12 protein-coding genes are annotated in these 13,689 nt (G+C 70.0%); 4 read left to right on the forward strand and 8 right to left on the reverse strand.

Annotated features, from left to right (window positions below; all coding sequences use genetic code 11):
* Window positions 1-100: 100 nt before the first annotated feature.
* Window positions 101-1,972, reverse strand: a complete 1,872-nt coding sequence (gene recQ / locus STRVI_RS16720; protein ID WP_014056841.1) for a DNA helicase RecQ — start codon at window positions 1,970-1,972, stop codon at window positions 101-103.
* A gap of 159 nt (window positions 1,973-2,131) precedes the next feature.
* Between recQ and STRVI_RS16725 the strand changes: the two genes are divergently transcribed.
* Window positions 2,132-2,689 (forward strand): snapalysin family zinc-dependent metalloprotease, encoded by a 558-nt coding sequence (locus STRVI_RS16725; protein WP_014056842.1) that lies wholly within the window; start codon window positions 2,132-2,134, stop codon window positions 2,687-2,689.
* A gap of 60 nt (window positions 2,690-2,749) precedes the next feature.
* Here STRVI_RS16725 and STRVI_RS16730 read toward each other — a convergent pair whose 3' ends face one another.
* On the reverse strand, window positions 2,750-3,547 hold the full coding sequence (locus tag STRVI_RS16730) for a DeoR/GlpR family DNA-binding transcription regulator (RefSeq protein WP_050993677.1): 798 nt from the start codon (window positions 3,545-3,547) through the stop codon (window positions 2,750-2,752).
* A 167-nt stretch (window positions 3,548-3,714) separates the two neighbouring features.
* Here STRVI_RS16730 and STRVI_RS16735 point away from each other — a divergent pair, with 167 nt between their 5' ends.
* The 3 genes from STRVI_RS16735 (at window position 3,715) to STRVI_RS16745 (ending at window position 6,983) form a co-directional block, all read left to right on the forward strand.
* The gene (locus tag STRVI_RS16735) at window positions 3,715-5,148 is read left to right on the forward strand and encodes an Nramp family divalent metal transporter (RefSeq protein WP_014056844.1); all 1,434 of its coding nucleotides are present in this window, start codon (window positions 3,715-3,717) and stop codon (window positions 5,146-5,148) included.
* A gap of 5 nt (window positions 5,149-5,153) precedes the next feature.
* Window positions 5,154-6,134, forward strand: a complete 981-nt coding sequence (locus STRVI_RS16740) for a phosphoglycerate dehydrogenase (protein WP_014056845.1) — start codon at window positions 5,154-5,156, stop codon at window positions 6,132-6,134.
* An 81-nt stretch (window positions 6,135-6,215) separates the two neighbouring features.
* Window positions 6,216-6,983 (forward strand): HpcH/HpaI aldolase family protein, encoded by a 768-nt coding sequence (locus tag STRVI_RS16745; RefSeq protein ID WP_014056846.1) that lies wholly within the window; start codon window positions 6,216-6,218, stop codon window positions 6,981-6,983.
* Window positions 6,984-7,067: 84 nt separating this feature from the next.
* Here STRVI_RS16745 and STRVI_RS16750 read toward each other — a convergent pair whose 3' ends face one another.
* The 6 genes from STRVI_RS16750 to STRVI_RS16775 all read right to left on the reverse strand — a co-directional run bounded on the left by STRVI_RS16750 (window position 7,068) and on the right by STRVI_RS16775 (window position 13,504).
* Window positions 7,068-8,438 carry an NAD(P)/FAD-dependent oxidoreductase gene (locus tag STRVI_RS16750; protein WP_014056847.1) on the reverse strand — a complete coding sequence of 457 codons (1,371 nt, stop codon included), beginning with the start codon at window positions 8,436-8,438 and terminating at the stop codon, window positions 7,068-7,070.
* Window positions 8,439-8,516: 78 nt separating this feature from the next.
* The gene (locus STRVI_RS16755; protein ID WP_014056848.1) at window positions 8,517-9,506 is read right to left on the reverse strand and encodes a zinc-dependent alcohol dehydrogenase family protein; all 990 of its coding nucleotides are present in this window, start codon (window positions 9,504-9,506) and stop codon (window positions 8,517-8,519) included.
* The gene (locus tag STRVI_RS16760; RefSeq protein WP_014056849.1) at window positions 9,503-10,381 is read right to left on the reverse strand and encodes a carbohydrate ABC transporter permease; all 879 of its coding nucleotides are present in this window, start codon (window positions 10,379-10,381) and stop codon (window positions 9,503-9,505) included. The genes STRVI_RS16755 and STRVI_RS16760 overlap by 4 nt, the downstream gene beginning before the upstream one ends.
* Window positions 10,378-11,343 (reverse strand): carbohydrate ABC transporter permease, encoded by a 966-nt coding sequence (locus STRVI_RS16765; protein WP_014056850.1) that lies wholly within the window; start codon window positions 11,341-11,343, stop codon window positions 10,378-10,380. The genes STRVI_RS16760 and STRVI_RS16765 overlap by 4 nt, the downstream gene beginning before the upstream one ends.
* Entirely contained in the window at window positions 11,340-12,689 is a 1,350-nt protein-coding gene (locus STRVI_RS16770; protein ID WP_014056851.1) for an ABC transporter substrate-binding protein, read from the reverse strand. Before STRVI_RS16770 ends, STRVI_RS16765 begins: the two co-directional genes overlap by 4 nt.
* A gap of 53 nt (window positions 12,690-12,742) precedes the next feature.
* A complete protein-coding gene (locus STRVI_RS16775) occupies window positions 12,743-13,504 on the reverse strand; it encodes a DeoR/GlpR family DNA-binding transcription regulator (protein ID WP_014056852.1) in 762 nt (253 codons plus the stop codon).
* Window positions 13,505-13,689: the final 185 nt, after the last annotated feature.

Below are 13,689 nucleotides of genomic sequence, written 5' to 3' on the forward strand. Positions count from 1 at the left end.
GCCGGAGCACCCCAGCCCCCGGCGGCCACCGTCTTGTGGCACGGCCTGACGTTACCTCAGGTAACACCCGTCGGTAACCCCCACTGGGATTGCCATACGGTCAGGAGGCCAGAGTGTCCAGAATCCCCTGCCCGTACTTCACCAGCTTGTTCTCGCCGACCCCGCTCACCGTGCCGAGCTCCTCGAGCGTGGTGGGGGAGAGGATCGCGATCTCGCGCAGAGTGGCGTCATGGAAGACCACATACGCGGGGACGCCCTGCTCCTTCGCGGCCGCCGCACGCCAGGCGCGCAGCCGCTCGAAGACCGGCACGGCCTCCTCCGGCAGATCCACCGGGGCCTTCTTGGACTTCCCCGAAGCGTCCGTCTTCGCCTTGGCGGCGCGCGGCGCCTTCTCCGGCTCGCGCCGCAGCCTGACCTCGCGCCGCTGGCCCAGCACCTCCGAGCTCGTGTCGGAGAGCACCAGCGTGCCGTAGTCCCCCTCGATGCCGATCAGCCCCTGCGCCAGCAACTGCCGTACCACGCCGCGCCATTCGGCCTCGCGCAGCTCCGTGCCGATGCCGAACACCGAGAGGGCGTCATGGTCGAACTGGATGACCTTGGCCGTCTTCTTGCCGAGCAGGATGTCGATGATCTGCCCCGCGCCGAACTTCTGGTTGCGCTCCCGCTTGAGCCGCACCACCGTGGACAGCAGCTTCTGCGCGGGGATCGTGCCGTCCCAGGACTCCGGGGGCGTGAGGCAGGTGTCGCAGTTCCCGCAGGGGGTGGACTCCTGGCCGAAGTAGGCCAGCAGCCCCACCCGGCGGCATTCCAGCGTCTCGCACAGCGCCAGCATCGCGTCGAGATGGGCGCCGAGGCGGCGCCGATGGGTGTCGTCGCCCTCGGAGGTGTCGATCATCTTCCGCTGCTGGACGACGTCCTGGAGCCCGTACGCCAGCCATGCGGTGGAGGGCTGCCCGTCCCGCCCGGCGCGGCCGGTCTCCTGGTAGTAGCCCTCGACGGACTTGGGCAGGTCCAGATGGGCCACGAACCGCACATCGGGCTTGTCGATGCCCATGCCGAACGCGATCGTGGCCACCACGACCAGACCGTCCTCCCGCAGGAAGCGCGCCTGGTGCTCGGCGCGCATCCGCGCGTCCAGCCCGGCGTGGTAGGGCACCGCGTCGATGCCCTGGGCGACCAGGAACTCGGCCGTCTTCTCCACCGAGGAGCGGGACAGGCAGTAGACGATCCCCGCGTCGCCCGCGTGCTCGGCCCGCAGCAGCTCCAGAAGCTGCTTCTTGGGCTCGTTCTTGGGGGCGATCCGGTACTGGATGTTCGGACGGTCGAAGCTGGCCACGAAGTGCAGCGCGTCCTGCAGCTTCAGCCGGGACGCGATCTCCGAGTGGGTGGCCTCGGTGGCGGTCGCGGTCAGCGCGATCCGGGGCACGGTGGGCCAGCGCTCATGCAGCTCGGACAGGGCCAGATAGTCGGGCCGGAAGTCGTGCCCCCACTGGGCCACACAGTGCGCCTCGTCGATGGCGAACAGCGAGATCGTGCCCCGGTCCAGCAGCCGCAGCGTGGACTCGACCCGCAGCCGCTCCGGCGCGAGATAGAGCAGGTCCAGCTCGCCCGCGAGGAACTCGGCCTCGACCATCCGCCGCTCGTCCAGGTCCTGGGTGGAGTTGAGGAACCCGGCCCGCACCCCGAGGTTCCGCAGCGCGTCGACCTGGTCCTGCATCAGCGCGATCAGGGGGGAGACGACGACGCCGACGCCCTTCCGCACGAGCGCCGGGATCTGGTAACACAGCGATTTGCCACCGCCGGTCGGCATGAGGACGAGCGCGTCACCGCCGGCCACGACATGGTCGATGATCTCCTGCTGACCTCCCCGGAACGCGTCGTAACCGAAGACGCGGTGCAGCACGCCGAGCGCGTCGCTCGCGTCGGTGCCGAGCGCGGCGCTCGTATCGGGGCCGGTGTCGGGAAGAGCCATCCGCCGATTCTAGGGGGCCCGCGGGAACCCGCGGTGACCACCTGTGGACAACCGGCCGGATGGGGCAAGGTGTGTGGGCACAGTGGCCGATGAGATGGGCGACGTGTCATGCTCATGCCCACCTGCTTTGTCCGTCCTTCCCCCACAAGGAGGCCGATCGTGAGATCCAGCAAGTTCGTCCGTGCCTTACCCGCCGCGGTGACGGCGGTGCTCGCCCTGACGGCCGGACAGGCCGTGGCCGCTCCCGCCTCCGCCGCCCCGGCGGAGCACACCGCCGCCGCGCGGATCGTGACGTACGACGCCGGCGGGGCGGCCGAGTTCAAGGACGCGGTCTCCAAGGGGGCGGCGATCTGGAACGAGAGCGTGGCCAACGTGGAGCTGAAGCCGGCCGCGTCCGGGCAGCAGGCCAACGTCCGCATCATCGCGGACAACGGCTGGCCCCGCACCCTCTCCACCGGACTGGGCCGCGGCACGATCTACTTCGGCCGTCAGGCCGTCGACGAGGGCTACAACACGGTGCGGATCTCCTCGCATGAGCTCGGTCATATCCTCGGCCTGCCGGACATGAAGCCGGGGCCGTGCTCGAGCCTGATGTCCGGCTCCACCGCCGGGATCCCCTGTACCAACCCCTACCCGAACACCGCCGAGAAGGCCGAGGTCGAGGACAGCTTCGGCCTGGTGGGCGTGACGGCCGCGCCGCGGATGTACCGGGACTGAACCGGGCGGGCCGGGAGCGCCAGGCTCCCGGCCCCCTCACCCGCCCGGAGCGGTCCGTCGTCAGACGGTGATCACCTCGACGTCGGGCAGCGCCCGGAAGGGACCGAGCCGGTCATCGGTGGCCCCGCTGTCGGTGACCAGCGTCCACGGCCGGTCCAGCGGCGCCCAGGCGGTGAACGGTGACTGGCCCAGCTTGCTGCTGTCGGCGAGGACGTACAGCTCCTTGCCGCGGTCGGCCATCATCTCCTTGAGCGAGGTCTGCTGGAGGCTCGCCTCGCAGATGCCCCGCCGCGCGTCCAGCCCGTCGGCGCCGAGGAAGACCTTGTCCGCGGTCAGCCGGGACAGGGTCAGCTCGGCGAGCGGCCCGACAAAGCCCTGGCTGACATGGCGCAGGGTCCCGGCGAGGGTGATCAGCTCGACGCCGTCCGCCTCGGCCAGCTCGCGCAGCGCGGTGAGCCCGCTGGTGATCACGGTCAGATCGGTACGGGCGCGCAGATGGTGGGCGAGCCGTCCGGTCGTGGTGCCGGCGTCGAGGATGGCGGTGTCGCCCGGCCCGATCCGCGCTGCCGCCCAGCGCCCGATCCGGTCCTTCTCGGCGACCGCGAGCCCGCTGCGCTGTCCGAGGGTGGGCTCGACGGTGTGACCCGCGCTCATCGCGCCGCCGTAGGTGCGGGCGATGACGCCCTGTTCGGTCAGAAGCGCGAGATCCCGGCGGATGGTGGAGGGGGTCACCTCCAGCGAGCGGGCCAGCTCCTCCACGGCGACCGTGCCATCGGTCTGGATCATTCGGGCGATCAGTTCCCGGCGGTCCCCGGCGCGCAGCCGTCTGCGCTCCTCCACACCGGCCTCCTGGCTCATGGCGGCCCCCATCCTTCCCTCACCCTGCGCGACTCTGCGCAGCCCTGAGCAACATTATCAGTCTGCGCATTCCGCGCTGTTTCCTCGCGGACACTGCGCAGAGTCTTGCGTGTTACGTGCAATCGTGCGAGCGTTCCGCTCACAACACGCATGGAGGGGGAGGTCGCATGACGGCGGACAGTGTGCCGGCGCAGGTCGGAACGGGGGGCGAGGCGCCGTCCGACGATCCGTACGCACCGCGGTCGGGCGACATCAAGGAGCCGCCGCGCGATCTCCGCGGAACGGTGCGCCGGCTGGGCCCCGGGATGATCCTCTCCGCCGCCGTGGTCGGATCCGGTGAGCTGATCACCACCACCTCCCTGGGCGCCAAGGCGGGCTTCGTGCTGCTGTGGCTGGTCATCGCCAGCGCGCTGGTCAAGGTATGGGTGCAGATGGAGCTGGCCCGCTGGACCATTCTCACCGGCAAGACGGCCCTGGCCGGCTACAGCCAGGTCCCTCCCAAGGTGGGCCGGGTCGGCTGGATCAACGTGCTGTGGATCCTCATGGACTTCGCCAAGATGCTCCAGCGCGGAGGCATGATCGGCGGTGCCGCCGCCGCGTTCAGCATCCTCGCCCCGATCGGCGGCGCACCGCTGGGCCGCACCTCGCTCACCGTCTGGACCGTGATCGTGGTCGCCTCCGTCGTCGCGCTGATGTACACGGGCCGCTACGGGCTGGTGGAGAAGGCCGGGTTCATCACCGTCGTCTTCTTCACCCTCTCCACCGTCGCCCTCGCGGTCGGGCTGCCCTGGACCGATTTCGGCTACGGCGGCTCCGACCTGGCCTCCGGGCTGACCCTGTCCATCCCCGCCGGGACGCTCGGCTTCGCCGTCGCCATGTTCGGCATCACCGGTGTCGGCGCGGATGAGATGACCACCTACACCTACTGGTGTCTGGAGAAGGGCTACGCCCGCTGGACCGGCCCCGACGACGGCACCGAGGCCCGGGCCCGGCGCGCCGAGGGCTGGATCCGGGTGATGCGGATCGACGCGCTCACCTCATGGGTCGTCTGCACCCTGTGCACGCTCTCCTTCTACATCATCGGCGCGGCCATCCTGCACCGGCAGAAGCTGGTGCCCGAGGGCAACGACATGATCACCACGCTGTCCCGGATGTACACCGACACCCTCGGTCCCGCGGGCAAGTACGTCTTCCTCATCGGCGCCATCGCCGTCCTCTACTCCACGATCATCGCCTCCACCGCGAGCGTGCCGCGGCTGTGGACCAACACCCTCGGACTGCTCGGCGTGTTCGACTGGCGGAACGTCAAGGCCCGGCAGCGCGTCATCCGCCTGCTCACCGTCGTCCTGCCGCCCGTGTGGGCCGCCTTCTACCTCTATCTGCAGGAGCCGGTGCTGATGGTGCAGGCCGGGGGCATCGCGGGCGGGATCTTCCTGCTCGCGGTCGTGATCGCGGTCTGGCGGCTGCGCGCCACGGAGGTCGATCCGCGGTTCCGCCGCAACCCGGTGCTGAACGGCGCGCTGATGCTCAGCAGTACGGCCATCGGCGCCCTGGGAATCTATTCGGTCCTCGACGTCCTCGGGTTCGGGGTGGGGAGTTGAGCGCGTTGAACGAGGCGAACGAGGCCGGGGGAGCCACCGGCCACGACGTCCTGGTGACCACACCCAGCTTCGGACAGCATGCGAGCGGGCCCTGGGAGGTGTTCGAGGCCGCCGGGGTGCGGGCGCGCACCGCGAGCGCGGCGCATCCGCTCACCGAGCGGCAGTTGATCGAGGAGGCCGAGGGCGTCAAGGCGCTGGTCGTCGGGCTCGACCCGGTGACGGCGGCCGTCCTGGACGCGGCACCGGGGCTTAACGTCGTCGCCAAACACGGCGTCGGCACCGACAACATCGACCTGGCCGCGGCCGCCGCCCACGGTGTCCGCGTGGTCAACGCCCCCGGGAGCAACACCACCGCGGTCGCCGATATGACGATGGCCCTGCTGCTGGCCGCCGTACGGCGGATCGTGCCCGCGCACGCCTCGGTCACCGGCGGCCGCTGGGACCGCTTCTTCGGGCCCGAACTGGCCGGACGCACCCTCGGCATCGTCGGCTTCGGCCGCATCGGACAGGCGGTCGCCCGCCGCGCCCGGGGCTTCGACATGGACCTCATCGCCTACGATCCCCACCTTCCCGCCGCCGTCTTCGCCGAGCAGAAAGTGCCGGCCGTGACCCTCGACGAGCTGATCGCGGCCGCCGATGTGATCACCCTGCATCTGCCGATGCCGTCCGGCGGACCGCTGCTCGGCCGCGCCGAACTGGCGGCCATGAAGCCGGGATCCTGCGTCATCAATACGGCGCGCGGCGGGCTGGTCGACGAGGGCGCCCTGGCCGAGCTGCTGCACAGCGGGCATCTCGCCGCGGCCGGTATCGACGTGTTCGCCACCGAGCCCCCCACCGGGAATCCACTGCTCACCGCCCCCAACGCGGTGCTGACCCCGCACTGCGCCGCGTTCACCCAGCAGGCCAACGCCGCGATGGGCACCACCGTGGCCGCCGATGTGGTGCGCGTCCTGCGCGGGGAGGAACCGGTGAACGCCGTGGTGTGAACGCGCCATGGCCCACCCCGTAGCCGCTTGCGGGAAAGCTCCTGAGCCCAGATACGAGAGAGAACGAGAGAAGCTGACAGCATGAACACTTCCCCCGCCGACTTCGCCGCCCGGCTGCGCGCCCGCCAGCGGATCATCGGCTACTGGGTCGTCCTCGACAACCCCGTGGGCACCGAGCGCCTGGCCGGGCTCGGCTACGACTACATCTGCGTCGACGCCCAGCATGGCCTCCTCGACTACAAGGGCACCCTCGGCGCGATGACCGCCATCGACGCCCGCGGCACCGCCGCCGGTATGGTGCGCGTCCCGGCCAACGACGGCTTCTGGATCGGCCAGGCCCTGGACGCAGGGGCCCGCGGGGTCATCGTCCCGCTGGTCAACACCGCCGAGGAGGCCGCCGCCGCGGTTGCCGCCTGCCGCTACCCCCCGCTCGGGGTGCGCTCCTACGGCCCGATGCGCTCGGGCCTGCGCGTGGGCCCCGCCCCGGCCGAGGCCAATCAGCAGGTCGCCTGCATCGTGATGATCGAGACGGCTCAGGCACTGGCCAACACCGCGGAGATCTGTGCCACGGACGGGCTCGACGGCGTCTACATCGGCCCCTCCGACCTCACCATCGCACTCGGCGGCCGGACCTCGACCGATACCTCGGTGGCGGAGAAGTTCGAGGCGGCGCTGGCGAAGGTCGCCGAGGAGGCACGGACCGCGGGCATCGCCGCCGGAATCCACTGCCCGGACGGGGCGACGGCGGCGGGGCGCCTGGCCCAGGGCTTCACCTTCGCCACCGTCAGCAGCGACCTGGTCCACCTGGAGCAGGCGGCGGCGGCACATTTGCGCGACGCGACCGCCTGAACGCATCCCCCGGGTCCCGGGGGCGGCGGAGCCCACGGGACGGGGGTCCGGGGGCTCCGCCCCGGCAAAAGCCCCCGGCCCCGGTCAGCTCTCCACGCGCAGCGGCGGGTCCGTCAGGCCCCGGGCCCTCGGCAGCAGCACCGTCCGCAGGGCGACCCCGGGGGAGAGCAGACGGGACGGACCCGCCGCGAGATACGTGACGTCACGGAACGCCGCGCCCACCACCGGGTCGATCGCGGCGCGGTCCGCCAGCCGCCCGAAGTACCAGCTCCGCAGCCGCTCGGCCGCCCCGGGCGGCGTGGTGCCCGCGTCCGCGGCGTACGGGCGGTCCGCGCCGACGGCGGTCAGCCAGGCGGTGTCGCTCGCCCGGGCCACGGCGCGCTGTGCCGTGGCCGCGAAACCGGGCCGCAGACCTGATTCGGCCAGGCAGCGGCGCAGGGCCAGCCCGCTGAGGGCGGCCACCGCCATGCCCTGACCGTAGATCGGGTTGAAGGTGCAGGCGGCATCCGAGACCGCGAGAAACCCCTCGGGCAGCGCGCCCGGGGTGTCGTAGTGGCGGCGGCGGTTGGAGGTGTCGCGGAACCCGTACGGCGGGGACACCGGCTCACAGGTCCGCAGATGTTCATACAGCGTCGGCTCGTTCAGGGACTTGACGAAGCCGAGCACCTCCGAGCCCTCGGTCGGCGGATGCTGGCCGCGCACCCCCGAGAGCGTCAGCAGCCAGTTGCCGCCCTCGACCGGCGACCATGCCGCACCGCGCGGACGGTCCGGGCGCGGCTGGATGACCATCACCATGTCCAGCGGCTCGGCGGGCCGGAACATCTGGGTGCAGTAGCCGATCCCCGCGTCGACGATCTCCTCGCGCGGCGCCGGAGCGCCCAGTTCCGCCAGCCACTTGGGGGCGCGCGAGCCGCGTCCCGAGGCGTCGACGACCAGATCGGCGGGCAGCTCCCGGCCGGTGCGCCCGGCGTCGCGCGCCCGCACCCGTACGCCGGTCACCCGGTCCGCGCCGCCGAGCAGCCCGATGGCCTCGGTGCCCTGGAGCACCTCCACCCGGGTCCCGGATCCCTCGGCATCGGCCAGCACCCGCGCCCGTACGGTGGCGTCGAACAGCGCCCGGGTGCAGCTCGTCGTGGCGTGTCTGCCCTCGTGGAAGCGGCGCTGCCAGCCGTTGGGAGCCTTGGTGATCACATCGCGCGGCGCCTCCAGGCGATGGGCGCCCGCCGCCTCCAGCTCACCGTTCAGTCCGGGGAACAGCTCTTCCAGGGCGCGCCGCCCGCCGCTGAGGAAGACATGCAGATGACGGCCCTGGGGCACGCCCTTGCGGAAGGCGGGCTGCTCCGGGTAGCGGTCGCGCTCCACCAGGGTGACCGTGTCCACGTGGCCGAGGAGCGCCCCCGCGGCCAGTGTGCCCGCGAGCCCTCCGCCCACCACCACCGCGTCGCCCTTGCCCATCTGCCCGCCCTCCCGCCGACCGTGATCATTGACGGCCCAAGCCTGGTGTGCCGGGCCTGGGCCGTCAACCACGTACGGTTACGGGACGACCACGATCTTCCGGCCCTGTCCTGCCTTGAACTGGTCGAGTGCCTGGGGGTACTCCTCCAGCGGCAGCCGGTGGCTGATGAAGATCTTCGGGTCCAGCACGCCGGTCGCGAACAGCCCGGCGGCACGCTCATAGCTGTGCAGCACGGCCATGGAGCCGGTGATGGTGATCTCCTGGTTGTAGATCTTGTACGGCTCGATGGTGGCCCGCGTCGCGTAGTCGGCGACACCGAACTGCAGGAACGTTCCGGCCTTGGCCACCCGGCCCAGGCCGTCCTGAATGGCGGCCTGGTTGCCGGTGGCGTCGATGACCACGTCCCAGCCGCGCGGCTGCTCCAGCTCGTCCGCCGAGGCGGCGGACCGGGTGCAGCCGAGGGTGCCGGCGGTGGCCAGCCGCTCGGAGTTGACGTCGAGCATGTCCACGCTGGCGGCGCCGGTCCGCTTGGCCAGCTCCAGCATCATCAGCCCCATGGTGCCGGAGCCGTAGATGAGCACCTCGGCGCCCAGGTTGCCGTTGAGCACGTCATAGCCGCGCACCGCGCAGGACAGCGGCTCGATCAGGGCCGCGTCGGCCACGTCCACATGCTCGGGCAGCTTGACGCAGTTGGCCACCGGGGCCACCGCGAACTCGGCGGCCCCGCCGGCGACGCTGACCCCGATCGCGTTCCAGTTGTCGCACAGATTGCCCCGGCCGATCCGGCAGTAACGGCACTCGTGGCAGTGCAGGGAGGGGTCGACCGCGACCCGGGCGCCCACCTCCAGCTCGGTGACACCGCTGCCGATGCCCACGACCACACCGGCGAACTCGTGCCCGGGCACGATCGGCAGCGTGGGCGCGAACTCCCCCTGCAGAATGTGCAGATCGGTGCCGCACAGCCCGCAGGCCGCCACGTCCACCACGACCTCACGGGGGCCCGGGGTGGGGTCCGCGACGGTGGCGACGGTGACCTTGCCGGGGGCTTCGATGACAGCGGCCCTCATTTGACTGCTCCTAGCGAAAGGCCCTGGACCAGCTTGTCCTGGGCGGCGAAACCGGCGGCGAGCACCGGCAGAGAAATGACCATCGACGCCGCGCACACCTTGGCCAGGAACAGCCCCTGGCTGGTGACGAACGTGGTCAGGAACGCCGGGGCGGTCTGGGCGACCACACCGGTGAGCACTTGGGCGAAGAGCATCTCGTTCCAGCTGAAGATGAAGCAGATCAGCGAGGTGGCGGCGATGCCCGGGCCCGCGATCGGGGCGACGACCCGCCACAGGATGGTGGGCAGCCGCGCCCCGTCCATCTGGGCGGCCTCGATGATGGACACCGGGACGTCGGCGAGGAAGGACTGCATCATCCACACCGCGATCGGCAGGTTCATCGAGGTGTAGAGGATCACCAACAACCAGACGTTGTCCAGGAAGTTGATGTCCCTGGCGAACAGGAACACCGGCAGCAGTCCGGCCACCACCGGCAGCATCTTGGTGGACAGGAAGAAGAACATCACATCCGTCCACTTGCGCACCGGCCGGATCGACAGCGCGAACGCCGCCGGAAGCGCCAGCACCAGCACGAGGCAGGTGGAGAAGAGGGAGGTGCCCACCGAGTTGAGCAGCGCGGGCCAGGGGCTGGCCCCGCCGCCCACGCCGAAGAAGTCCTTGTACCCGTCCAGGGTCAGCGGAGCGGCCAGCGACGGCGGGTTGGTGGCGGCGTCGGCCTCGGAGTGGAACGAGGTCAGCAGCATCCACAGCACGGGCAGGACGAAGAGGATGCCGATGAACCAGGCCAGTACGCCGAGCGCGGCACCGCGCCGCTCGGCCCGGCGGGTGGCTTCCGGAACGGATGTGATGGGCACCGGGGTGCTCACGGCGGTCATGCGCGGGACGCCTCCTCACGGAAGAGGGACGACACCACGCGCAGCGCGAAGGTGGCGATGATGATCGTGCCGATCACCACCACGACCCCCGCGGCCGATGCCAGCCCGTACTCGTGGGCGTTGTAGAAGGTTTCGTAAATGGTGTACGGCAGGTTGGCGGTGTCCAGGCCACCGCGGGTCATGGTGAAGACGGCGTCGAAGTTCTGCACGATGTAGATGGACCCCAGCAGGGTGCCGAGCTCCAGATAGCGGCGCAGATGCGGCAGCGTCAGGAAGCGGAAGATCTGCCAGGCCCCCGCCCCGTCCAGCCGGGCCGCCTCGATCATGTCCAGCGGGCGGCTCTGCAGCCCGGCCAGCAGGATGAGCATCATGAACGGCGTCCACTGCCAGATCAGCGACGCCTCCACCGCGATCAGCGGCGTATCGGTGAGCCACTCCGGCTGGGGCCCGCCCAGCCAGTTGAGCACGCCGTTGAACAGCCCGTACTCGGGGTTGTACAGCGCGTGCTTCCAGAGCAGCGCCGAGGCCACCGGCACCAGCAGGAACGGCGCGATGAGCATGGTGCGGACCAGGCCCCGGCCGCGGAACTTGCGGTCCAGCAGCAGCGCCAGCAGCAGCCCCAGCACCACGCTGACGATCACCACGGAGGCGGTCAGCAGCACGGTGGTGACGATGGAGTCGCGCAGCGCCTGGTCGCTGAGCACCGTCTTGTAGTTGTCCAGCCCCGCGAAGGCGCGGCGGTCGGGCCGGAACGAGTTCCAGTCGAAGAGCGAGATCACCAGCGTGGCCACGAACGGAAGCTGGGTGACCACGATCAGAAAGATCAGTGCGGGCAGCAGCGGCGCCCGGGTGGCCCACTCCCGGGCCCGGTTCCGCTGCGCCACGGGGCGCCGTGCGGAGGTGGGCGCCGCGGTCGGTGGCCGCTCGCCGCTCACGGATACTGCCGTCGTCGGATTACTCATCGGTACTCCTCGCCGACCTTCTCGGCCAGCTGCTGCGACTTCTTCAATGCCGACTCGACCGATTGCTTTCCGGCGATGGCGGCGCTGATCTCCTGGGCGACCTTGGTGCCCAGATCGGCGAATTCGGGGATGTCGACGAACTGGATGCCGATGGTCGGCCGGGGCTGCACTCCCGGATCACGCGGCTTGGCGCTGAGGATCGCCTTGCGGGTCTCCTCGGAGAAGGAGCCGGCGGTGTCGCGGTAGTCCGGATTGGAATAAGTGGACGACCGCTTGCCCGCGGGTACGTTGGCATAGCCGAAGTTCTTGCCGACCAAGTCCTCGTACTTCTTGCTGGATGCCCAGGAGATGAACTTCCACGCGTTGTCCGGGTGGCGCGTCGCCTTCTGGACGCCCCAGGCCCAGGTGTAGAGCCAGCCCGAGCTGTCGGTCTTCTCCACCGGCGCCTGGACATAGCCGATCTTGCCCTTGACCGGGGACTTGGCGGCCTCCAGCGACCCGGCGGCCGAGGTGGCGTCGTACCACATGGCGCTCTTGCCCTGGGTGAGGTTGTTCAGGCACTCGGCGAAGCCCGACTGGGCCGCACCGGCCTCACCGTGCTTGCGCACGAGGTCGACATAGAACTTGGTCGCCTTGGTGAACTCGGGCGAGTCCAGTTGCGCCTTCCAGTCCTTGGTGAACCAGGTGCCGCCGAAGGTGTTGACCACCGTGGTCAGCGGGGCCATCAGCTCACCCCAGCCGGGCAGTCCGCGCAGGCAGACGCCGTTCATCCCCTTGCGGGCGCCGTCGACCTTGGACGCGATGTCCGCGACCTGCTGCCAGGTGGGCCGCTCGGGCATCTTCAGATGCTTCTCGGCGAGGACGTCCTTGCGGTACATCAGGAACGACGACTCACCGTAGAAGGGCTCGGCGTAGAGCTTGCCGTCCTCGGCGGTGAGCGACTGCCGCATCGAGGGGAGGACGTCCTTCTGGTCGAATGCCTTGTCCTTGGCGGCGTAGCCGTCCAGCGGCATCAGCCAGCCGTTCTTCGCGTAGAAGGGCACCTCGAAATTACTGATGGTGGCCACGTCGTACTGGCGCGCCTGATTGGCGAAGTCCTGGCTGATCTTGTCGCGGACCTCGTTCTCGGGCATCATCGTGAATTTGACCGTGATGCCCGTTTCCTTGGTGAAATACTTCTTGGTGAGCTTCTGCAAGTCCGCCATCTGCGGGTTGTTCACCATCAGAACGCGGATGGTCTTGTCGCCTGAGCTGCCGCCCCCCATACCGGCGCAACCGGTCAGGAGCGCGCCCGCGGTCAGGGCCACCACCGGTATCCGGGCAGCACGAAGAGTCAGGACTGGCATAACGGGTCCAATCGAAGGGACGTGGGGAAGGTGAAAACAGCGGAGGAAGGGCGTCAGACCCTGACGATCTGGGGGCCCAGCAGCGAATAGCGATGTGCCTCGGTCAGCGGTAGACCGGTGTCGGTCACGATCGTTTCGAAGTCCGAGACATCGGCGAACCGGCAGAAGCTGACGGCTCCGAATTTGGTGTGCACCCCGGAGAAGATCTTCCGCCGGGACACCCGCACCACCTGCGCCTTGACCTCGCTGACCGCCGGATCCGGGGTGGTCAGGCCGTACTGGCGGGATATGCCGTTGGCGCCGATGAACGCCAGGTCGATGACGAAGCCCGAGAGCATATGCGTCGCCCAGTGGTCGACGGTGGCCATCGTGCCGCCGCGTACCCGGCCGCCGAGGAGCAGCACGGTGGTGTTGTCACGGGTGGCGAGGCCGGTGGCGGTCGTGAGGGAAGCGGTGATCACGGTGAGCGGCCGGTCCCGGGGCAGGGCCTCCGCGATCAGTTGCGGGGTGAATCCCTCGTCGACGAAGACCGTCTCGGCATCGCCCAGCAGATCGGCGGCCGCGGTCGCGATCCGCGACTTCTCCGGCACATGCATGGTGGTGCGGAAGGCCAGGGTGGTCTCGAAACCGGCGCTCTCCACGGGGTAGGCGCCGCCATGGGTGCGCCGCACCAGTCCGTGCTGTTCCAGGACCCGCAGATCGCGGCGCACCGTCTCCTTGGACACCCCGAGGTCGGCGGCGAGCTTGCCCACATCGACGACGCCGGCACGGCGAGCCGTGTCGAGGATCTCCCGACGGCGTTCCTCGGCGTCCACGCCGCACCTCCTGCCTTCTCTTTCGGCTTGCGTGGCAGTTTTACAAGCGTGCAACAGGAGTGGCCAGCCTTGGCACCGCAGAGATCGTGACTGTATGCGCCCGTTTCACAACCGTTATCTCAGCAGGTCGGAACGGATGAGGCAACGGACGGTGAGGAACCCGGATGCCTGATTATCCCCCCGGC

The organism is Streptomyces violaceusniger Tu 4113 (assembly GCF_000147815.2).
GTDB classification, from domain to species: Bacteria; Actinomycetota; Actinomycetes; order Streptomycetales; family Streptomycetaceae; genus Streptomyces; species Streptomyces violaceusniger_A.

Bases quoted from the DNA above. Each gene is read 5' to 3' on its own strand.
- recQ (WP_014056841.1), bottom strand. From the start codon at position 1,972: ATGGCTCTTCCCGACACCGGCCCCGATACGAGCGCCGCGCTCGGCACC.
- STRVI_RS16730 (WP_050993677.1), bottom strand. From the start codon at position 3,547: ATGAGCCAGGAGGCCGGTGTGGAGGAGCGCAGACGGCTGCGCGCCGGG.
- STRVI_RS16735 (WP_014056844.1), top strand. From the start codon at position 3,715: ATGACGGCGGACAGTGTGCCGGCGCAGGTCGGAACGGGGGGCGAGGCG.
- STRVI_RS16745 (WP_014056846.1), top strand. From the start codon at position 6,216: ATGAACACTTCCCCCGCCGACTTCGCCGCCCGGCTGCGCGCCCGCCAG.
- STRVI_RS16750 (WP_014056847.1), bottom strand. From the start codon at position 8,438: ATGGGCAAGGGCGACGCGGTGGTGGTGGGCGGAGGGCTCGCGGGCACA.
- STRVI_RS16755 (WP_014056848.1), bottom strand. From the start codon at position 9,506: ATGAGGGCCGCTGTCATCGAAGCCCCCGGCAAGGTCACCGTCGCCACC.
- STRVI_RS16760 (WP_014056849.1), bottom strand. From the start codon at position 10,381: ATGACCGCCGTGAGCACCCCGGTGCCCATCACATCCGTTCCGGAAGCC.
- STRVI_RS16765 (WP_014056850.1), bottom strand. From the start codon at position 11,343: ATGAGTAATCCGACGACGGCAGTATCCGTGAGCGGCGAGCGGCCACCG.
- STRVI_RS16770 (WP_014056851.1), bottom strand. From the start codon at position 12,689: ATGCCAGTCCTGACTCTTCGTGCTGCCCGGATACCGGTGGTGGCCCTG.